Genomic DNA, 19723 nt, shown 5'->3' with positions numbered 1-19723 from the left:
TTCTTGTGCCTGTTGGGAGATTATTTTGCCGAAGCGGGCTGCACGGCAGGCTTCTCTTTTTCCAGATTCGCCAGGTCGAGCGCGATATGCACCGTCTCGTCCAGGTATGGATCCGGCTCCTGGTAATCTTTTGGCAGATCGTCCAGTTTCTTGAGCAGAGGCTTACCTTCTCGCTTGAAGCGATCGTTGATACGCGCCAGACGCGTTGCATCATCCTCGTTGTTCTCTTTTTCACGCTGAGCGTAGTTCAGAGAAACAATATTCCGCTTATCCTTCATGGCATTGAAACGCGCAATGTCCTTCATGATGTACTGGAATTCCGGATCTTTCGCGATGCGTTCATTATGCGCTTTCAGCAGCTCAGGGCCAAACTGCGTCATATCACCCGCCTTCACGAAGGTCGCAGCATTGATGCTGTCCCACGGCAACGCGTTATCTTCAAATTTCTCGCCGGTTTCGGTCTCTTCCGTGCCGGTCGGCATCATGATATCCGGCGTTACGCCTTTACGCTGCGTACTGCCGCCGTTAACGCGGTAGAACTTCTGAATGGTGTACTGAACAGAGCCCAGCGCAGGCCATTCCGGACGCAGCATCTGATCGTAAATACGGTTCAGCGAGCGATACTGCTGAACGGTACCTTTACCAAAGGTGGGTTCACCCACGATCAGCGCGCGGCCATAGTCCTGCATTGCAGCGGCAAAGATTTCAGATGCGGACGCGCTGAATCGGTCAACCAGGACCACCAGCGGGCCTTTGTAATAGACCACGCCGTCGTTATCAGCATCTTCACGAACTTTACCGTTGTTATCACGCACCTGTACCACCGGGCCAGACGGGATAAACAGGCCTGAGAGCGACACCGCTTCGGTCAGCGCACCGCCACCGTTCGTGCGCAGGTCGATGATGACGCTGCTCACGTTCTGCTTCTCAAGTTTCTGCAGCTGAACTTTTACATCGTCTGTCAGCCCCACGTAGAAGCCAGGGATATCCAGGACACCCACCTTCTCTTTACCCACGGTTTTCACAGACATTTTCACCGCGCGGTCTTCCAGACGGATACGCTCGCGGGTCAGGGTCACGATACGGGTTTTGGTACCTTTACCGGCAGGCAGAATTTCCAGACGAACTTTGCTGCCTTTCGGACCTTTGATCAGCGCAACCACATCGTCCAGACGCCAGCCAATGACGTCAACCATGCTCTGACCGGTTTGTCCTACACCCACAATGCGATCGCCTACGCTTATCGCTTTGCTTTTGGACGCCGGGCCGCCCGCGACCATGGAGTTGATCACCGTGTAGTCATCGTCCATCTGCAGCACCGCGCCAATACCTTCCAGAGACAGGCTCATCTCGGTATTGAACTGTTCGGTATTGCGTGGAGAAAGATAGTTGGTGTGCGGATCGATTTCGTGGGCAAAGGCGGTCATCGCCAGTGAGAAGACATCCTCACTGTTGGTCTGCGCCAGACGACGAATGGCAAATTTGTAACGACGCGTCAGCGTGTCGCGGATCTCTTTTTCATCTTTGCCGGTCAGCTTGAGGCTCAGCTCGTCGTATTTGACCTTTCCGTCCCACAGCGCGTTCAGCTCGGCTTCGTCTTTCGGCCAGGGCGCTTTGCTGCGATCGAGATTAAAGGTGTCGGTGCCGGTGAAGTCCATCGGACGTTCCAGCACTTTCAGCGCGTACTGATAGCGTTCAAAGCGGCGCTTTTGCGACAGGTTGTAGAGATCGTAGAACAGATCCAGCTTGCCTGACCGCAGCTCATCACCCACCTCGGATTTGCGCTTAGCGAACTGCTCGACATCGCTGGCGAGCAAAACGTTATGGCTGTAATCCAGCAAGTTCAGATAGCGGTCAAAGATTTTGGCCGAAAAGGCCTGATCGAGATCGAACTGACGATAGTGCGAGCGGGTAAAGCGAGAGGTTACACGCTCGCTTACCGTCGCGTGCTGCGTCTCTTCCTTGAGTACCGGAATTTGATCAACACGCGTGATATCGTCCACTGCGAAAGCGTGACCTGTTATGGCAAACAGGCCCGCCAGCGCGGTGAGCTTAAAAAAAGTGTTCATGCCAGGCTTGGCCTCCGTTTCAGAACAACAAGTGTTCTGCGCGTACAATCATTGACATACCAGAAGTCAGCTGTACACGAACGCCATCTTTGGTGATTTCCAGTACGGTGGCGTCCATTGCGTTGTTGCCCGCTTTTACTTTCAGAGCCTGACCCACGCTCAGGGCGTTAATGTCAGAAACCGGAGTATGACGCGGCTCTTCACGAGGCGCGCGAGGGGCTTTCGCTGCTGGTTTGTCTGCACGCGGTTTGCGATCGTTATTGTCGTGACGACGCGGCGCAGGGCGTGGTTTACGCTCACGACGAGGCGCTTCTTCCTGGCCGTTTGCCGCTGCGGCTTCGCGTTTTTTCGCTTGCTGTTCTGCACGTTGTGCCTGAACGCGTGCTTTGGCTTCTTCCAGCTGCTTGCGCGCGTGTTCAACGTGCTGCTCGTCCAGCTCGCCGCAAGGGTTGCCGTCGAGATCCACGCGGGTCGCGCCCGGTTTGATACCGTACAGGTAACGCCAGCTCGAAGTATAAAGACGTAAGGCAGAACGCAGCTGAGTTTTGCTGAGGTTCATTTCCCCTTCAACACGTGCCACCAGATCCTGAAAAATACCGACTTTCAGGGGACGAGCTTCGCCTTCCGCGCTGAAGCACTGCGGGAAACGCTCGGCCAGAAATGCGATAACTTCTTTACTGCTATTCAACTTAGGTTGATTTTCCATGAAATTTCCTGATTACAACGGACGTTGCCAACAAGCGCAGGCATGAACAGGCGTCATTATAATGACGCTATCAGTAAATGCTACGTTATCCGTTGATTATCCTGCGACGCTCGCAAAGAATTTTTGATAATCGGTTGCAGCGAGGACGTTTTCCAGATTCGCCACCAGCTCGCGCAGCCCCTGTTCGTCCTCGGTTGTAAAGCGACTGAAGACCGTACTGTCGATATCCAGAACGCCAATAATCTGATTTTTTACCACCAGCGGCAGAACGATTTCTGAATTGCTGGCAGCATCACAGGCGATATGGCCGTCAAACGCATGAACATCTTCCACGCGCTGAACCTGATTCTCGGCCACCGCGGTACCGCATACGCCGCGCCCTACCGGAATGCGCACACAGGCCAGTTTGCCCTGAAACGGCCCCAGCACCAGCGTTTCACCTTCCAGAAGATAAAAGCCAGCCCAGTTCACATCGGATAGCCGTTCGAACAGCAATGCGCTAGTATTTGCCAGAGTGGCTAAGAAGCTGGTTTCACCCGCCATCAATGCCTTAAAATCGCGGTTCAGATCCGCGTAGAATTCTGTTTTGTTCATTATTCAATCACTTAGTTGTCTTACAAAATTACCGCATAGCCTATTAAAATAAGCAATAAATGCGCTCATGCTCAAGATGAATCCGTTCATGAGTTAATATAACGTTCAACAATACTTATTTGCGCGCAGCTGATGGCCTTAAAAACAACCAAAATTACGCCGACAAAAAAGATAACTGTCCATACGGTAAGCGAAGCTTTGCCTCGTGCACATTATCAGCGTTGCCCCCAGTGCGATACGCTTTTTATGTTGCCGAAGATGAAATCGCACCAAAGCGCCTTTTGTCCCCGCTGCGACGCTAAAATTCGTGACGGCCGCGACTGGTCGTTAACCCGCCTTGCCGCCATGGCCGTTACCATGCTGCTGCTGATGCCCTTCGCCTGGACCGAACCGCTGCTGAAGCTTTACCTGCTTGGTGTGCGCATTGACGCCAACGTGCTGCAGGGTATCTGGCAGATGACGAGCCAGGGCGATCCCCTCAGCGCCGCCATGGTGCTGTTCTGCGTTGTCGGCGCGCCGCTGGTGCTGGTTGCCGCCATTGCCTACCTCTGGTTTGGTAACATCCTGGGGATGAACCTGCGTCCGGTATTGCTGATGCTGGAAAAGCTTAAAGAGTGGATCATGCTGGATATCTATCTGGTGGGCGTGGGCGTGGCGTCAATCAAGGTGCAAGACTATGCCTTTCTGCAGCCGGGCATCGGGCTTTTTGCCTTTATCTGCCTGGTATTGCTCAGCATCCTGACGCTGATCCACCTGAACGTTGAGCAGCTTTGGGAACGTTTTTACCCCCAGCGCCCTGCCACCCGCCCGGATGAAAACCTCCGCGTCTGTCTGGGATGCCATTACACCGGGTTGCCCGACAAGCGTGGACGCTGCCCGCGCTGCCACATACCGCTGAGGCTACGACGCAACAACAGCCTGCAAAAATGCTGGGCGGCGCTGATTGCCTCCCTGGTATTTCTGATCCCGGCCAATATGCTGCCGATATCCATTATTTACGTGAACGGTGGCCGTCAGGAAGATACTATTCTTTCCGGTATTATCTCCCTTGCGCACAGTAACGTTGGGGTGGCGGCCATCGTCTTTATTGCCAGTATCCTGGTTCCCTTTACCAAAGTGATAGTGATGTTTACCCTGCTCGTCAGCATTCACTTTAAGTGTGAACAAGGTTTACGTACCCGTATTCTGCTTCTGCGATTCGTCACCTGGATTGGCCGCTGGTCAATGCTGGATCTGTTTGTGATTTCGCTGATGATGTCGCTGATCAATCGCGACCAGCTTCTTGCTTTTACTATGGGACCCGCGGCTTTTTATTTCGGCTCTGCGGTGATATTGACTATTCTTGCTGTGGAATGGCTGGATAGCCGCTTACTTTGGGATGCACATGAGTCAGGAAACCCCCGCTTCGCCGACTGAAGCGAGAATTAAAACTAAACGCCGCATTTCGCCATTCTGGTTGCTGCCCGTCATCGCCCTGATGATTGCGGGCTGGCTTATCTGGACGAGCTATGAAGATCGCGGCAGTACCGTCACCATTGATTTTCAGACCGCCGACGGCATCGTCGCCGGGCGAACCCCCGTTCGTTTTCAGGGGGTAGAAGTCGGTACGGTTCAGGACATCTCCCTTGGAAAAGGGCTTAACAAGATTCAGGTGCGGGTCAGTATTAAATCTGACATGCAGGATGCCCTCCGCAGCGAAACGCAGTTCTGGCTGGTAACGCCGAAAGCCTCTCTGGCCGGCGTGTCCGGGCTGGATGCGCTGGTTGGCGGTAACTACATCGGCATGATGCCGGGCAAGGGTGAACCGCAGGATCACTTTGTCGCGCTGGATACGCAGCCGAAATACCGCCTCAATAACGGCGATCTGATGATCCATCTTCAGGCACCGGATTTGGGCTCGCTGAACAGCGGTTCTCTGGTCTACTTCCGCAAGATTCCGGTTGGCCGCGTGTACGATTACACCATCAACCCGAACAAACAGGGCGTAACCATTGATGTGCTGATCGAACGTCGTTTCACCAATCTGGTGAAAAAAGGCAGCCGCTTCTGGAATGTCTCCGGCGTGGACGCCGACCTCAGCCTGAGCGGCGCAAAAGTGAAGCTGGAGAGCCTGGCCGCGCTGGTGAACGGTGCCATTGCCTTTGACTCTCCGGAAAATTCAAGCCCTGCCACGGCCGATGACACGTTCGGTTTATACCCGGATCTGGCGCACAGCCAGCGTGGCGTGATCGTTAAGCTTGTTCTGCCTGATGCCAAAGGGCTGAAAGCGGGTTCAACCCCGCTGATGTACCAGGGGTTACAGGTCGGACAGCTCACCAAAATGACGCTCAATCCGGGCGGCTCGGTGACCGGCGAAATGACGGTCGATCCGAGCGTGGTCGATCTCCTGCGCGAGAAAACGCGCATCGAGATGCGCAGTCCGAAGCTCTCTCTGAACGATGCCAGCCTCAGCGCGCTGCTGACCGGAAATACCTTTGAACTGATCCCCGGTGAAGGAAAGCCAAGCAATAGCTTCGTGATTGCCCCGGCGGATAAAGCGCTGCTGCAAAAACCGGGCGTCGTGACGGTTACGCTGAATGCGCCTGAAAGTTACGGCATTGAGGCCGGTCAGCCGCTGATTCTGCACGGCGTACAGGTGGGTCAGGTGCTGGAGCGAACGCTCTCCGAAAATGGGGTAAGCTTCTCGGTGGCTATCGATCCGCAATACAGTAACCTCGTCCATGGCGATAGTAAATTCGTGGTGAACAGCCGCGTCGACGTGAAGGTGGGCCTGGACGGCGTGGAGTTCCTCGGCGCCAGCGCCAGCGAATGGGTTAACGGCGGCATTCGCATTTTGCCGGGCAATAAAGGCCCCGTTCGCGACAGCTACCCGCTCTACGCCAACCTGGACAAAGCGATTGAAAACAGCCTGAGCGATCTGCCAACCACCACCCTGACCTTAAGCGCCGAGACGCTGCCTGACGTACAGGCGGGCTCCGTGGTGCTCTACCGCAAGTTTGAGGTCGGGGAGGTGATCGCCGTTCGCCCGCGTGCCGACGCGTTTGATATCGAACTGCATATCAAACCGGAGTATCGCAAGCTGCTGACGCCAAACAGCGTCTTCTGGGCCGAGGGCGGCGCGAAGGTGCAGCTTAACGGCAACGGCCTGACCGTGCAGGCCTCCCCGCTCTCACGCGCGCTGCGCGGGGCGATCAGCTTCGATAACCTCAGCGGCGCGGGCGCGAACCTGCGCAAAGGCGATAAACGGATTCTCTTCCCGTCCGAAACCGCCGCGCGTGCCGTGGGTGGGCAGATTACCCTGCATGCGTTCGATGCCGGCAAGCTGGCTGAAGGCATGCCAATCCGCTACCTGGGCATTGATATCGGGCAGATCCAGAAGCTGACGCTGATCACCTCGCGTAACGAGGTGCAGGCCACCGCGGTGCTTTATCCGGAATATGTGCAGACCTTCGCCCGCTCGGGTTCCCGCTTCTCGGTGGTGACGCCGCAGATTTCGGCCGCAGGCGTTGAGCATCTTGACACCATTCTGCAGCCGTACATCAACGTCGAGCCCGGCCAGGGCAAAGCCCGTCGTGATTTCGAGCTGCAGGAAGCCACCATCACCGACTCGCGCTATCTTGACGGCCTGAGCATTGTGGTGGAAGTGCCGGAAGCGGGCTCGCTTGGCATCGGTACGCCGGTGCTGTTCCGCGGCATTGAGGTGGGTACGGTAACGGGCCTCACGCTCGGCACGCTCTCCGACCGCGTGATGGTGGCGCTGCGCATCAGCGAGCGTTACCAGCACCTGGTGCGTAATAACTCGGTGTTCTGGCTGGCGTCCGGCTATTCGCTGGACTTTGGCCTGACGGGTGGCGTGGTGAAAACCGGTACCTTCAACCAGTTCATCCGCGGCGGTATTGCGTTTGCCACCCCGCCGGGAACGCCGCTGGCGCCGAAAGCGCAGTCGGGTAAACACTTCCTGCTGCTGGAAAGCGAACCGAAAGAGTGGCGCGAATGGGGAACAGCCCTGCCGCGTTAATCTGACAGGCTCCGGTGTCAACGCACCGGAGCCTTTATGTTACACTGCGCACCTGAACTTTTCCCTGTGGTGTGCCCGTGGCTCAAAACTCCGTATTTCTTCCTGAACAATTCCTGGCGCTCATGCGCGAGGCGCTTCCCTCTCATCTGTCGCTGGACGATTTTATCGCCGCCTGCCAGCGTCCGTTACGCCGGAGCATCCGCGTTAACACGCTGAAAATCAGCGTAGAGGATTTTCTGACCCTGGTCTCTCCGTACGGCTGGCAGCTTACGCCGGTTCCGTGGTGTGAAGAGGGATTCTGGATCGAGCGCGATGATGAAGATGCCGTGCCGCTGGGAAGTACCGCAGAACATCTGAGCGGTCTGTTTTATATTCAGGAAGCGAGCTCGATGCTGCCGGTTGCCGCCCTGTTCGCCGACGGCAACGTGCCTGAACGGGTGATGGATGTCGCCGCCGCGCCCGGCTCGAAAACCACGCAGATTGCCGCGCGCATGGGCAACCGCGGAGCGATCCTCGCCAACGAGTTTTCCGCCAGCCGCGTGAAGGTGCTGCATGCCAATATCAGCCGCTGCGGTATTCACAATGTCGCTCTTACGCACTTCGACGGTCGCGTCTTTGGCGCCGCCCTGCCGGAAATGTTCGATGCCATCCTGCTGGACGCCCCCTGCTCCGGTGAGGGGGTGGTGCGTAAAGATCCCGACGCGTTAAAGAACTGGTCCGTGGAGAGCAATCTTGAGATCGCCGCCACGCAGCGCGAGCTGATCGACAGCGCGTTCCACGCGCTGCGCCCCGGCGGCACGCTGGTGTATTCAACGTGTACCTTAAACCGGGATGAAAACGAAGACGTCTGCCTGTGGCTGAAAGCGCAATACCCGGATGCCGTCGAGTTCCTGCCGCTCAACGATCTGTTTTCCTCGGCACAGGAGGCGGTCACGCCGGAAGGTTTCCTCCACGTGTTCCCGCAGATTTACGACTGCGAAGGGTTCTTTGTGGCGCGCCTGCGGAAAACGCAGGCGGTTACTCCCCTGCCTGCACCTAAATTCAAGGTCGGCAACTTCCCGTTTGCACCGCTTAAAGGCCGCGATGTCGCGCAGCTTGAAGCCGCAGCCAGCAAGGTTGGGCTGGAGTGGGATGAAAGCCTGCGCCCCTGGACGCGTGACAAAGAGATTTGGCTTTTCCCGGCGAATATTGAGCCGCTGATTGGCAAAGTGCGTTTTTCACGCATCGGGATCCGCCTGGCGGAAGTGCATAACAAAGGGTATCGCTGGCAGCACGAGGCGGTCATCGCGCTTGCCGGGCATGAGAATACTTTCGCCCTGACGCATCAGGAAGCCGAAGAGTGGTATCGTGGTCGCGATGTTTATCCTGACACCTCGCCTTGCGCAGATGAAGTGGTGGTGACCTATCAGGGATACCCGCTGGGGCTGGCCAAAAAGGTAGGCTCAAGGCTTAAAAATAGCTATCCACGCGAGCTGGTCCGCGATGGCCGCCTGTTTACCGGTAACGATCGCACCGCCTGAAAAAAGCGCATTTTTTTACTGGCGATTTCGCTCTCCTTGTCTACGATCAAAAATGGATGCCCATACTGGTCATACCAGATTTTGACAACCGACCCGGAGAGCACTATGACGAAAACCAGCGTGCGTATTGGCGCTTTTGAGATCGACGACGCAGAACTGCGCGGCGAAGCACAAGGCGATCGAACGTTAAGTATTCCCTGCAAATCCGACCCGGATTTGTGCATGCAGCTTGATGCATGGGATGCGGACACCAGCGTCCCGGCAATACTAGATGGCGAACACTCTGTTCTTTACCGTGAGCATTACGATAGTAAAACCGATGCCTGGGTCTTGCGCCTTGCCTGACCTAAAGAGAACCCGCCCGAAGGCGGGTTATTTATTATTGCAGCTGTGCAAGCGTAAAGTACCCGTCAAAAACCGCCCCCGTATCAATATAATGCAGGTTAGAAAAATCATACCGTCTGTCGACGGGCGTATGCCCGAACCAGAAGTGATCCGCCCCGCTAATTCCCTGCCCTTTGCCCACCATAAACCCCATCAGGCGGTCGCGATCCCATAACACGCGCTGCGCGCTTACCGGTTTTTGCCAGCGGTATTCCTCCGCCGGGTAATCAGCATGAGCAATAACGTTCAGCCCGTTCGCGCAGGTAATTTCGATAATATGCGGTAACGCACGACACGCGTTAAGTAACGAGCGCGCCAGCGCCTGCTCCTCATGCTCAAGCCGCGAAAACCACATTCCACCATTCATTGTCCAGAGCGCAAAATCATTATTATCCAGGCTATCGAGTGCCATTTGCTCATGGTTACCCCGCACGGCTCGAAACCATTTCTCATTAATGAGTTGCAACGATTTCACGCTGTCCGGACCGCGATCGATCAGATCGCCAACGGAAATAAGTAAATCCTCATAAGGATTGAAATGACGGCGTTTCAGTTCTTCCATGAGCCTCTGGTAACAGCCGTGTATGTCGCTAACAACCCAGACGTGATGCCACTCTCCACCTTCGATTCGCTGATACATAAGGCCTCCCTTTAACAGTATAGCCGCCGTAAAAAGCGCAGGAAGGCCGGCGCAGTTCTTACAAAGTAAAACAAACGGTAAACCAAAGAGAAATAAAGATCCGCGCGCTATTAATCCCTTTTTACTGGCTCCTTAGAATAAGGGGAAATAAAAACGAGAGGTCTTCACGTGTCTAATACACAGCTACATAACGATGTGTTCTATCCGCATCGCACGAATATTATTTCCGAGCTGGTGAACGGCAAACGCGTCCCGGGGCCAATCTGGCGGAAACGCGAATACCGGCTGAAGTTCCTTTTACGTTCCCTGCTATTTTGGTCTTCCACCCACCGTATGCTGGAAGCCCTCTCTGGCCGTGACGATTTCGACAAACTGCTGACATCGCAAATTACGTTGCCCAGCAAGACCCATCGGCAGTACCTGATGCGCGGTCTGACGGCAAACGATCGCGCCGACGCTATCGTTAACCATTACCACTGGATTGATAGCCTGAAGGAGAGCGGTCTCGCCCAGGCTATGACCGGCCCGCAGGAACAACCTGTTGTGCAGTTCCATGCAAAAGACGGCGTGATCTACACGGTTAATGCGTCCTCAGCCGGCAAAGCCGAGCGTGAAGGTGAGAGCACGCTCTGGCTGCGCGACAACGAGGATACGCTTCTGGCCAGCCTGACCTTTAGCGTCGCCCGCAGCAATGGTCAGCCCGTTATGGTTATTGGCGGACTTCAGGGACCTCGTCGCTGCGTAACACGAGATGCCATTAAACAGGCAACTCGCGCCTGCCATGGCCTGTTTCCCAAGCGCGTGCTGATGGAAGTGCTTTTCCAACTGGCAGCGCAGTCATCTGTTCGGGCCATTTTTGCCGTCAGCGATGAGGGACATGTTTTCCGCGCGCTGCGCTATCGCCTCAGCAAAGGCCGTCATTTCCACGCCAGCTATGACGAATTCTGGGATTCTCTGGGCGGAAAAAAACTCTCCGCCTTCTGCTGGCAGCTGCCGCTGCAGATGGAGCGCAAATCCCTTGACGAGATAGCCAGTAAAAAACGCGCTGAATACCGCCGTCGCTTTGAACTGCTTGATGAAATCGAGGCGTCCGTTAAGTCCCGCTTTTAAGCACAGCACTGACTTTCGCTGACTACTCACAAAAATTTAACAAAACAGGCAAAAAGGGCTGGACTTCCGCATGCTGTGTTGTGTTATGTTTTACGAAGTCGCAAAGGACGTATGCGCTGTATAAAGAAGATAATGGGGTTAAGTTATTCACTTTTATACAGATAAAAAGAGACCGAATACGATTCCTGTATTCGGTCCAGGGAAATGGCTCTTGGGAGAGAGCCGTGCGCTAAAAGTTGGCATTAATGCAGGCTAAGTCGCCTTGCCTTTTAAGAATAGATGACGACGCCAGGTTTTCCAGTCCACAGCAAAAGTGGCCTGAAAAAAAGCGTCAGAGCATCATTAAAAGTAAAAAACCGCAGTGCTTTCGCGAGCAACTGCGGTTTTTTATTGGAAACCTGAACGTCAGCAGAGCTTGTCAGCACGCTCGATAAACGGTGCCAGGCTCATCTTCTGCCCCGGGTTGGCCGGGTCATCAATCTGAATCACGCTGATTGGCTGACCGCTGCTCTTGCCGCTGGCGACCTGCTGCTCAGCGGTATCGTTTAGCGGGTACTGGACCAGGGTGCTCGGGTTGATCGCATACAGCGCATGGCCCGGACGGCAGGTCAGCATCACCTCTTCGCGATTAAAGGCCCATTTATCTTTGCCCACTTCAAAACGGCTGACGGTGATGACCTGCGGTGCCGCCAGGGCGCTTCCCGCGCAGGCCAGCAATAAGAGTGAAAGTACTGTCTTTTTCATTGAATAGTTAACCTTGTCAGAAGGGTTCCCAGGTAGCAAACAGACTGACCGTTGCCAGAACCAGCGCGCCCAGCACCACCTCTGCCTGTGTCATCCTGATAAAAAGCCGTTGTGCGCTCCCGGAATCCGGACGGAACCGTGGCACCAGAAAATACCGATTTGCCAGCGCAATTGCCACCATCAACGCCACGAGAGCACATTTGAACAATAAAAACTGCACGTAGCCAGCCTGCCAGGGAATATGGATGCCCAGAATCAACAGCGCATTCACTATGCCAGTGAGCAGCACGCCCGCGACGGCATAATGCCCCACGCGCGAGAAACGCATCATGGTGTAGATGGCCGCGTTCTGCCAGCGTCCTTTCGCCAGGTGCATGCAGAACAGCAGCGGCAGCAATCCCCCCACCCAGGTTGCGGCACACAGCAGGTGAACAGCATGATTGAGACGCTGTATCGCCCCCATCGGGCCGTCGTTCATCGCCGCGTGCCCTACCCCTGCCAGCAGGATAAGCTGGCCCATGGCGAGCAGCAGCAGCCGCGAGCCTTTCAGCGGCGCGAGCCACGCGGCGGCAACGGTGATGGCAGCGAGAATAATTTGCCACAGCCAGACGCCGCCAAACCGCGTTCCCAGCACGCTGTGCCAGATTTGCGGGTTAATTACATCGCCCCAGCCGTTGCCCATTAAGCCGCCCTGAAGCATAAACATCAGGATCGCAGCGGCCAGGCTGACGATGGACGCCACTCTCTGCTGGAGCTGGAAACGCCTGGCCATCAGGCGGTGCAGCCCGGAAGGCGCAAACCAGACGCTGTAAAGCGCATTGCCAAACACGAGCATCAGCGCCGCAAAATGGATAAAGCGCAACCCTACGTATAACAGTCCCAGCATGCTATTTCACGCTGAAGTGATAGCTGCCTTTGGTTTTATGGCCGTCAACGGAAACCACGTGCCAGTCCACCCGGTAAGCCCCCGGCGCCAGCGTCTGTTCCAGCGGAACGGTCAGCTGCGCCTTGTTCTTTTCGTCTCGCGAAGCAGTACCGGTTTTAATCACCTGCTTTTGCGCATCCGTCACCACGACGCCGCTAAATCCGGGCTCAATGCCTTCGGAGAAATTCAGCGTCAGCACCTGCGGTGGTGCCACCTGGCTGTCCGCAGCCGGGCTCTGCTGCTTAAGATGCGCATGCGCCAGCACGGAGGGTGAGATTACCGTTGAGGCCAGAAAAACCAGTGCGCATACCGCGCGGGAAGCGGATAAACCCATCACAATCATTCCTTTTTGTTATGCCTGTATGCTAAAGAATAACGCTGTATAATAAACGAGTCGAGGATCATCCCGCTCTGCTTGTCATCGTCGCGCAATCGCGGTAACGTTGCCGCCGCAAAATAAGGAGAAGGTAATGAAGATCAATCTGGCCGCCCTTCCTCAGGACGAGATGGATAAAGTAAATGTCGATCTCGCTGCCGCTGGCGTCGCCTTTAAAGAGCGTTACAACATGCCTATCGTGGCAGAAGTGGTAGAGCGAGAACAGCCCGCACATCTGCGTGACTGGTTTCGCGAAAGGTTAATTGCCCACCGTCTCGCCTCGGTCAACCTCTCCCGTTTGCCGTACGAGCCGAAAGTTAAATAAGCTTAACGACTCGTTACACTTCCTTACGCGGAATCTGGCAGGATAATAAAACCCTGATTAAATTAGGTGTATTCTTTAATCCCTGCGACTCTGTGTATAAGGAAGTCACGATGTCACATTGGAATATTGCGGCAGCCCAGTATGGCGGGCAGCACCACAGCGTAGATGACCATGTTGCGCACCATCTCCACTTTATTGCCGAAGCGGCACAGCATCAGTGCGATTTGCTGGTTTTCCCGGAACTCTCGTTAACCGGCCCGGGCGCGACGGCATTGCCGCTCCCGCCCGAAGACGATCGGCTACAGCCATTGCTTGACGCCGCCCATTTTTACCGCATTACCCTCATTGCAGGGCTTCCCGTTGAACGAAACGGCCAGCGCCAGAAAGGCCTTGCGCTGTTCACCCCCTCTCGCGATCGTATTCTGCGCTACCCTCAGGGGAGCGGCGCCAGCCTGGTGCCGGGTGATAAACAGCTCACGATTATCGATGGGCAAAGTGATTCCCCGAATCTTGATCCGCAGGCAACGCTCTTCACCAGCTGCCAGTCGGTGAGGGACTACCGCTGGCGACAGTCCATCAATACTCTGCAGCGCTTTGCGCACAGGTATGCCATCGCGGTGTTAATGGCAAATGCCAGCGCGGGCAGCGCGTTATGGGATGAAAAAGGCCAGCTGATCGTTCGGGCCGATAAGGGTGAGCTCCTGTTGACCGGCACGCGCAACGGACAGGGTTGGCAAGGCGATATCATTCCTTTAGGCTAAGCGTTTTAAGCTCAGGAGATTTTCATGCTGCGCGTCATTGATACCGAAACTTGCGATCTTCAGGGCGGAATTGTGGAAGTGGCCTCGGTCGACGTGGTTGACGGAAAAATCGTCAACCCGATGAGCCATCTGGTGCGTCCCGATCGTCCTATTAGCCCACAGGCAATGGCTATCCATCGCATTACAGAATCAATGGTGGCGGATAAACCCTGGATAGAAGACGTTATCCCGCACTACTACGGCAGCCCATGGTACGTTGCCCACAACGCCAGCTTTGACCGTCGGGTACTCCCCGAAATGCCCGGGGAGTGGATTTGTACCATGAAGCTGGCGCGTCGCCTCTGGCCGGGGATCAAATACAGCAATATGGCGCTGTATAAATCCCGCAAGCTCAGCGTCAGAACCCCGGAAGGGCTGCACCATCACCGCGCCCTGTATGACTGCTATATCACCGCCGCGCTGCTCATAGATATTATGAATACATCGGGCTGGACGCCGGATGATATGGCAACGATCACCGGGCGCCCTGCGCTGCTGACGACGTTCACCTTTGGCAAATACCGCGGGAGAGCGGTATCGGATATTGCGGATAAAGATCCGGGCTATCTGCGCTGGCTGTATAACAACCTCGACAAAATGAGCCCGGAACTGCGCTTAACCCTGAAGCACTATCTGGGCGAAGCTTAACGCTGCGCGCGGCCTGGCAACGTATCCTGCGCCAGGCCAATCAAAAAGGCATACTCTAGGGCCACCCCTTCGTAGGATTTGAATCGCCCGGATTTCCCCCCGTGCCCGGAGTCCATATCGGTACAGAGCAGCAGCAGGTTATCATCGGTTTTCAGCTCCCGCAGCTTTGCTACCCATTTTGCCGGTTCCCAGTATTGCACCTGTGAATCGTGCAAGCCGGTCGTCACCAGCATGTGCGGGTACGCTTTCGCTTCCACGTTGTCGTACGGGCTGTACTCTTTCATATAGCGATAGTAGGTTTCATCCTGCGGGTTGCCCCACTCCTCAAACTCCCCGGTCGTCAAAGGGATGGATTCATCGAGCATGGTGGTCACCACATCGACAAACGGAACCTGCGCAACAATGCCCTTAAAGCGATCGGGCCGCTGATTGATGACGGCCCCCATCAGCATTCCGCCCGCGCTGCCGCCCATGCCGAAGCAGAGCTGAGGATCGCCATAGCCTTGCTCAATCAGCGCATCGCAGACGTCGAGATAGTCATTGAAGGTGTTTTTCTTTTTCAGGAATTTCCCGTCTTCATACCAGTGCTGCCCCAGCTCGCCGCCGCCGCGAATATGGGCAATGGCGAAAACAAAGCCGCGGTCGAGCAGGCTTAATCTGCTGCTGCTGAAGTCGGCATCCATGCTGGAGCCATAGGAGCCGTAGCCGTAGACCAGGATCGGATTTTTACCCTTCTGGAAATGCGCCTTGTGATAAACGAGCGATACCGGCACCTCCACGCCATCGCGCGCGGTGACCCACAGGTGTTCGCTGCGGTAATTGTCGGAATCAAAGCCCTTTACTTCGGTTTGCTTAAGCACCTGGCGCTGTCCGGTATCCATATCCAGCTCGAAGAGCGTATCCGGCGTGGTCATGGACGAGTAGCCGTAGCGCAGCCGGGACGATTCAGGTTCCGGGTTAAAGCCGATCCACGTGACGTAGGCCGGATCGTCGAACGCGATCCCTATCACCTCGCGCGTTTTACGGTTGATCTGCCGGATACTGGTCAGCCCCCGCTGGCGCTCCTCCACCACCAGCCAGTCGGTAAACAGCGTGAACCCTTCAAGCATCACCTGATCCCGCGCGGGAATGAGCACTTCCCACTTGCGCTCGTCGCGCACCTTGGTTTTGTACAGGCCAAAGTTCTTGCCTTCACGATTCGAACGCAGATAAAAGCTGTGCTGGAAGTGATCCAGGCTGTACTCGTGATCCTTGCGGCGCGGCAGGAAACAGAGCGGCTGGGCGTCAGGCAGTTCGGCATCCAGGAGCAGCACTTCCGAGGTGGTGGCGCTGGCGAGGAAGATAATCACATAGTGGCGCGAGGAGGTTTTATGCAGGCTGACATAAAACGTTTCGTCTTTCTCTTCATAGACCAGCTCGTCATCGGCTGAGTCCGTACCTACGGTATGGCGCCATACCTGATAAGGCAGCAGCGTGGAGGCGTGCTTTTTAACGTAGTAGACCGTCTCGGAATCGTTCGCCCAGACAAAATCCGGGGAGACGTTTTCCAGCATTTCCGGATACCAGTTGCCGGTTTCCAGGTTGCGAAAACGCAGGCCGTACTGGCGCCGGGAGAGATAATCCTCCGCCAGCGCCATAATGGTGTTATCCGGGGAGATGGACATACCGCCCAGGGTATAAAACTCGCTGTGGGCGGCGCGCTGGTTCGCATCCAGCAGAATGTCCCATTCATCCCACTCGGCGCTTAATACCGACTGCCGCTGATAGATGGGATACTCGTTGCCCGGCTCGTAGATATGGCGATAGCGATAGCCGTTTTTGGTCCAGGGCGCGGAGATATCGCGCTGGGGAATACGCTGCACCATTTCGTTCAGCAGCTGGTCCTGCAGCGCCTGCTGGCTGGCCATGACCCTGCGGCCATAGTCGTTTTCTTCGTGCAGGTAGTCGAGCACCTCTGGCCGGGAACGCGAATCGTCCCGCAGCCAGTAATAGTTGTCTATACGCGTATCGCCATGCGTGACGATCGCATAAGGAGTACGTCGGGCTTTCGGTGGCATGTCATCATTCTTTTGAGTTTTACACCCTATAAGGTTGGCAAAACCCGCGCATGATGCAAGCGAAACATGACCACAGGGGCGATAGCTAGCCCTGTAGCGTCTGTTTTTGCTCCCGGATATCTTTTTCTATTCCTTCGCGTACGTCCTGAGGGATTTTCAGCGCATCGCCCAGGGCGTTGAGATAGCTGCGTTCCATAAAGTGATCGACATCAATGGCGGCACAGCTGAGGAAATAGAGCTCCAGCGCCTCTTCTTCATTCTTTACGCCTAGCGCCAGACGCTGCGGATCGAGCGGCTGCTCAATGGCCTGCGCCACCAGCGTCCTGCCCTGCTCTTCAACCCCTGCTTCGCGCAGCTGCTGTTCGATAGCCGCTCTCTCTTTATCATCAATGTGCCCGTCGCTTTTGGCGGCGAAAACCAGCGCAAGGATGAGCCGCTCCGTGCGCAGATCCAGCGGAGAAGTATGCTCCCCATAGTGAGGTTCATCGCGGTGCGCCGCTCGCACTCTGTCCTTATATTTGTTCCACAGCACGGTGCCGGCGATTGCGCCGCCCCCGGCCAGCAGCGCGCCGGTACCGTATTTTGCCAGCAGCTTACGTGAGGATTTATTGGCAACCAGCAGCCCTGCCAGCCCACCGAGTGCCCCCGGTACCAGTAGCTTGCTCAGCCCCTGCTCGCCGGAACCTGACGTTTTCTGCCCTAACATGGATTGCAGTTGATTTAACCAGCCTGACATGGATTCCCTCGCTTAACGGGTAACATTTTCCACAGCGTAAGCGAGCTGGCGTCAGGAAATGTCCGCTAAGGCTAAAGAAGCGCAAATTTCTCGTCTGCCCTTTTGCCCTGCGCAAGACACACGCAAACGTTTTCGTTTATACTGCGCGCATCTTTTTCAGGGGGATTGTTATGACTCGTTTAGGAACCGCGCTGCGACCTGCGGCGACGCGCGTAATGCTGTTGGGATCGGGCGAACTGGGTAAGGAAGTCGCCATTGAGTGTCAGCGTTTAGGGGTGGAGGTGATTGCCGTAGACCGTTACACCGACGCGCCCGCCATGCACGTCGCCCATCGTTCTTATGTGATTAACATGCTGGACGGTGATGCCCTGCGTACGCTCATTGCACGGGAGAAACCGGATTTTGTCGTGCCGGAAATTGAAGCTATCGCAACCGATACGCTGATCGCCCTTGAGCAGGAAGGCCAGCGCGTGGTGCCCTGCGCCAAAGCGGCAAAGTTGACCATGAACCGTGAAGGCATTCGCCGCCTGGCGGCGGAGGAGCTGGGGCTGCCTACCTCAGGCTACCGTTTTGCGGGTGACAAAGCCGCATTCCTGCAGGCCGTTGAAGAGATTGGCTACCCGTGCATCATTAAGCCGGTGATGAGCTCTTCCGGTAAAGGTCAGAGCTTTATTCGCGACAGCAGCACGCTGGACAGCGCGTGGGATTATGCGCAACAGGGTGGCCGCGCCGGTGCCGGTCGCGTCATTGTTGAAGGCGTGGTGAAGTTTGATTTCGAAATCACCCTGCTCACCGTAAGCGCCGTGGACGGCGTCCATTTCTGCGACCCGATCGGTCACCGACAGGAAGATGGCGATTACCGCGAATCCTGGCAGCCGCAGCAGATGAGCCCCCTGGCGCTGGAGCGTGCCCGGGAGATTGCCCGTAAGACCGTTCTGGCCCTGGGCGGTTACGGCCTGTTCGGCGTGGAGCTGTTCGTCTGCGGTGACGAAGTGATCTTCAGCGAAGTCTCTCCTCGCCCGCACGACACCGGTATGGTCACGCTCATTTCGCAGGATCTCTCGGAGTTCGCCCTGCACGTGCGCGCCTTCCTCGGCCTGCCGGTTGGCGGCATACGCCAGTACGGCCCGGCGGCGTCGGCGGTGATCCTGCCGCGGTTGACCAGCCAGAATGTGACGTTTGATAACGTCGAAGGCGCGGTTGGCGCGGGCCTGCAGGTCCGTCTGTTCGGCAAGCCGGAGATCGACGGTACGCGTCGCCTGGGCGTGGCGTTAGCCACCGGGGATAACGTTGACGAGGCCGTAGCAAGAGCAAAAGCGGCGGCAGCGAACGTTCAGGTAGCAGGATAAAAAAACGGGCCGAAAGGCCCGTTTTTCATGCTGCGAATGGCTTACTGCTTCGCGCCTTCAACCGCTTCACGAGCCAGTTTCGTGATGCGATCCCAGTCGCCCGCTTCCAGCGCATCCGCCGGAACCAGCCATGAGCCGCCGATGCACAGCACGCTTTTCAGCGCCAGGTAGTCGCGGTAGTTAGCCGGGGAGATACCGCCCGTCGGGCAGAAGCGTACCTGAGAGAAGGGACCCGCAATCGCCTGCAGCGCTTTGGTGCCGCCGTTTGCTTCTGCCGGGAAGAATTTGAACTCTTTCAGACCGTAGTCCATGCCCAGCATCAATTCAGAAACGGTGCTGATGCCCGGGATCAAAGGAATGGTGCCTTCGGTCGCGGCCTTCAGCAGCGGCTCGGTCAGGCCCGGGCTGATGGCAAACTGTGCGCCGGCTTCGGTCACTTCCGCCAGCTGCTGCGCGTTGAGAACGGTACCCGCACCGATGATGGCGTCCGGCACTTCTTTAGCGATGGCGCGAATGGCATCCATCGCGCAGGCGGTACGCAGGGTCACTTCCAGAACGCGAACGCCGCCCGCAACCAGCGCTTTCGCCATCGGCACAGCGTGCTCCAGCTTGTTTACCACGATAACCGGCACGACAGGGCCAGTGGTCAGGATTGCTTCTGCACTTGTTTTCCAGTTTTTCATCAGAGTTCTCTCTCGCCAGATCGTTAAAATCAAGTCGTC

19 protein-coding genes are annotated in these 19723 nt (G+C 56.2%); 9 read left to right on the top strand and 10 right to left on the bottom strand.

Annotation, left to right across the window (positions count from 1 at the left end; all coding sequences use genetic code 11):
- Positions 1-20 precede the first annotated feature (20 nt).
- From prc to UTO39_RS00995, 3 genes are all read right to left on the bottom strand, one after another.
- A complete protein-coding gene (gene prc / locus UTO39_RS01005) occupies positions 21-2069 on the bottom strand; it encodes a carboxy terminal-processing peptidase (protein ID WP_320726214.1) in 2049 nt (682 codons plus the stop codon).
- A 19-nt stretch (positions 2070-2088) separates the two neighbouring features.
- The gene (proQ, locus tag UTO39_RS01000; protein WP_014884292.1) at positions 2089-2775 is read right to left on the bottom strand and encodes an RNA chaperone ProQ; all 687 of its coding nucleotides are present in this window, start codon (positions 2773-2775) and stop codon (positions 2089-2091) included.
- Between the two features lie 96 nt (positions 2776-2871).
- Positions 2872-3369 (bottom strand): GAF domain-containing protein, encoded by a 498-nt coding sequence (locus tag UTO39_RS00995; protein ID WP_008500476.1) that lies wholly within the window; start codon positions 3367-3369, stop codon positions 2872-2874.
- Positions 3370-3501: 132 nt separating this feature from the next.
- Here UTO39_RS00995 and yebS point away from each other — a divergent pair, with 132 nt between their 5' ends.
- From yebS to UTO39_RS00975, 4 genes are all read left to right on the top strand, one after another.
- Positions 3502-4785 (top strand): membrane integrity lipid transport subunit YebS, encoded by a 1284-nt coding sequence (yebS, locus tag UTO39_RS00990; RefSeq protein ID WP_320726213.1) that lies wholly within the window; start codon positions 3502-3504, stop codon positions 4783-4785.
- A complete protein-coding gene (locus UTO39_RS00985) occupies positions 4754-7387 on the top strand; it encodes a PqiB family protein (protein WP_266178866.1) in 2634 nt (877 codons plus the stop codon). The genes yebS and UTO39_RS00985 overlap by 32 nt, the downstream gene beginning before the upstream one ends.
- Before the next feature lie 77 nt (positions 7388-7464).
- Entirely contained in the window at positions 7465-8907 is a 1443-nt protein-coding gene (gene rsmF / locus UTO39_RS00980; RefSeq protein WP_407065091.1) for a 16S rRNA (cytosine(1407)-C(5))-methyltransferase RsmF, read from the top strand.
- 105 nt (positions 8908-9012) lie between these two features.
- On the top strand, positions 9013-9252 hold the full coding sequence (locus UTO39_RS00975; protein WP_006176013.1) for a YebV family protein: 240 nt from the start codon (positions 9013-9015) through the stop codon (positions 9250-9252).
- A 34-nt stretch (positions 9253-9286) separates the two neighbouring features.
- Here UTO39_RS00975 and pphA read toward each other — a convergent pair whose 3' ends face one another.
- Positions 9287-9931, bottom strand: coding sequence for a protein-serine/threonine phosphatase (pphA, locus tag UTO39_RS00970; protein WP_320726211.1), 645 nt, complete (start codon positions 9929-9931; stop codon positions 9287-9289).
- Positions 9932-10099: 168 nt separating this feature from the next.
- On the opposite strand from pphA, the gene UTO39_RS00965 reads away from it, so the two are divergent.
- Positions 10100-11041 carry a VirK/YbjX family protein gene (locus UTO39_RS00965; RefSeq protein WP_320726210.1) on the top strand — a complete coding sequence of 314 codons (942 nt, stop codon included), beginning with the start codon at positions 10100-10102 and terminating at the stop codon, positions 11039-11041.
- A 405-nt stretch (positions 11042-11446) separates the two neighbouring features.
- On the opposite strand, the gene UTO39_RS00960 is transcribed toward UTO39_RS00965, so the two are convergent.
- The 3 genes from UTO39_RS00960 to yobA are packed head-to-tail and all read right to left on the bottom strand — an operon-like array spanning position 11447 to position 13044.
- Complete coding sequence (locus UTO39_RS00960; RefSeq protein WP_253542543.1) at positions 11447-11785, bottom strand: YebY family protein; 339 nt, start codon at positions 11783-11785, stop codon at positions 11447-11449.
- 16 nt (positions 11786-11801) lie between these two features.
- Positions 11802-12671 (bottom strand): copper homeostasis membrane protein CopD, encoded by an 870-nt coding sequence (gene copD / locus UTO39_RS00955; protein WP_320726209.1) that lies wholly within the window; start codon positions 12669-12671, stop codon positions 11802-11804.
- A gap of 1 nt (position 12672) precedes the next feature.
- Positions 12673-13044, bottom strand: a complete 372-nt coding sequence (gene yobA / locus UTO39_RS00950) for a CopC domain-containing protein YobA (protein WP_266178933.1) — start codon at positions 13042-13044, stop codon at positions 12673-12675.
- 136 nt (positions 13045-13180) lie between these two features.
- Between yobA and UTO39_RS00945 the strand changes: the two genes are divergently transcribed.
- The 3 genes from UTO39_RS00945 (at position 13181) to exoX (ending at position 14859) form a co-directional block, all read left to right on the top strand.
- A complete protein-coding gene (locus tag UTO39_RS00945) occupies positions 13181-13411 on the top strand; it encodes a DNA polymerase III subunit theta (protein WP_013096102.1) in 231 nt (76 codons plus the stop codon).
- A 110-nt stretch (positions 13412-13521) separates the two neighbouring features.
- Positions 13522-14172, top strand: a complete 651-nt coding sequence (locus UTO39_RS00940) for a nitrilase-related carbon-nitrogen hydrolase (RefSeq protein ID WP_151412599.1) — start codon at positions 13522-13524, stop codon at positions 14170-14172.
- 24 nt (positions 14173-14196) lie between these two features.
- Positions 14197-14859: an exodeoxyribonuclease X gene (exoX, locus tag UTO39_RS00935; protein ID WP_025756911.1), complete on the top strand. Its 663-nt coding sequence runs from the start codon at positions 14197-14199 to the stop codon at positions 14857-14859.
- Here the strand turns inward: exoX and ptrB are convergent.
- Complete coding sequence (ptrB, locus tag UTO39_RS00930; RefSeq protein ID WP_151412598.1) at positions 14856-16916, bottom strand: oligopeptidase B; 2061 nt, start codon at positions 16914-16916, stop codon at positions 14856-14858. The two genes, exoX and ptrB, sit on opposite strands and share 4 nt — an antisense overlap.
- 85 nt (positions 16917-17001) lie before the next feature.
- Positions 17002-17652 (bottom strand): tellurite resistance TerB family protein, encoded by a 651-nt coding sequence (locus UTO39_RS00925; RefSeq protein ID WP_061097880.1) that lies wholly within the window; start codon positions 17650-17652, stop codon positions 17002-17004.
- Positions 17653-17822: 170 nt separating this feature from the next.
- On the opposite strand from UTO39_RS00925, the gene purT reads away from it, so the two are divergent.
- Entirely contained in the window at positions 17823-19001 is a 1179-nt protein-coding gene (purT, locus tag UTO39_RS00920) for a formate-dependent phosphoribosylglycinamide formyltransferase (RefSeq protein WP_320726208.1), read from the top strand.
- Between the two features lie 41 nt (positions 19002-19042).
- Here purT and kdgA read toward each other — a convergent pair whose 3' ends face one another.
- Positions 19043-19684 (bottom strand): bifunctional 4-hydroxy-2-oxoglutarate aldolase/2-dehydro-3-deoxy-phosphogluconate aldolase, encoded by a 642-nt coding sequence (gene kdgA / locus UTO39_RS00915; protein ID WP_014884307.1) that lies wholly within the window; start codon positions 19682-19684, stop codon positions 19043-19045.
- Between the last annotated feature and the right edge of the window lie 39 nt (positions 19685-19723).

It is taken from the genome of Enterobacter sp. 118C5 (genome assembly GCF_034107645.1).
In the GTDB taxonomy this organism is placed as follows: domain Bacteria; phylum Pseudomonadota; class Gammaproteobacteria; order Enterobacterales; family Enterobacteriaceae; genus Enterobacter; species Enterobacter nematophilus.
The sequence above is the reverse complement of the archived record's forward strand: the minus strand, read 5'-3'. Positions and strand labels throughout refer to the sequence as shown.

Coding starts and splice junctions, on each gene's coding strand:
- prc (WP_320726214.1), bottom strand. CDS start 2,069: ATGAACACTTTTTTTAAGCTCACCGCGCTGGCGGGCCTGTTTGCCATA.
- proQ (WP_014884292.1), bottom strand. CDS start 2,775: ATGGAAAATCAACCTAAGTTGAATAGCAGTAAAGAAGTTATCGCATTT.
- UTO39_RS00995 (WP_008500476.1), bottom strand. CDS start 3,369: ATGAACAAAACAGAATTCTACGCGGATCTGAACCGCGATTTTAAGGCA.
- yebS (WP_320726213.1), top strand. CDS start 3,502: ATGGCCTTAAAAACAACCAAAATTACGCCGACAAAAAAGATAACTGTC.
- UTO39_RS00985 (WP_266178866.1), top strand. CDS start 4,754: ATGAGTCAGGAAACCCCCGCTTCGCCGACTGAAGCGAGAATTAAAACT.
- UTO39_RS00975 (WP_006176013.1), top strand. CDS start 9,013: ATGACGAAAACCAGCGTGCGTATTGGCGCTTTTGAGATCGACGACGCA.
- pphA (WP_320726211.1), bottom strand. CDS start 9,931: ATGTATCAGCGAATCGAAGGTGGAGAGTGGCATCACGTCTGGGTTGTT.
- UTO39_RS00960 (WP_253542543.1), bottom strand. CDS start 11,785: ATGAAAAAGACAGTACTTTCACTCTTATTGCTGGCCTGCGCGGGAAGC.
- copD (WP_320726209.1), bottom strand. CDS start 12,671: ATGCTGGGACTGTTATACGTAGGGTTGCGCTTTATCCATTTTGCGGCG.
- yobA (WP_266178933.1), bottom strand. CDS start 13,044: ATGGGTTTATCCGCTTCCCGCGCGGTATGCGCACTGGTTTTTCTGGCC.
- UTO39_RS00945 (WP_013096102.1), top strand. CDS start 13,181: ATGAAGATCAATCTGGCCGCCCTTCCTCAGGACGAGATGGATAAAGTA.
- UTO39_RS00940 (WP_151412599.1), top strand. CDS start 13,522: ATGTCACATTGGAATATTGCGGCAGCCCAGTATGGCGGGCAGCACCAC.
- exoX (WP_025756911.1), top strand. CDS start 14,197: ATGCTGCGCGTCATTGATACCGAAACTTGCGATCTTCAGGGCGGAATT.
- ptrB (WP_151412598.1), bottom strand. CDS start 16,916: ATGCCACCGAAAGCCCGACGTACTCCTTATGCGATCGTCACGCATGGC.
- UTO39_RS00925 (WP_061097880.1), bottom strand. CDS start 17,652: ATGTCAGGCTGGTTAAATCAACTGCAATCCATGTTAGGGCAGAAAACG.
- purT (WP_320726208.1), top strand. CDS start 17,823: ATGACTCGTTTAGGAACCGCGCTGCGACCTGCGGCGACGCGCGTAATG.
- kdgA (WP_014884307.1), bottom strand. CDS start 19,684: ATGAAAAACTGGAAAACAAGTGCAGAAGCAATCCTGACCACTGGCCCT.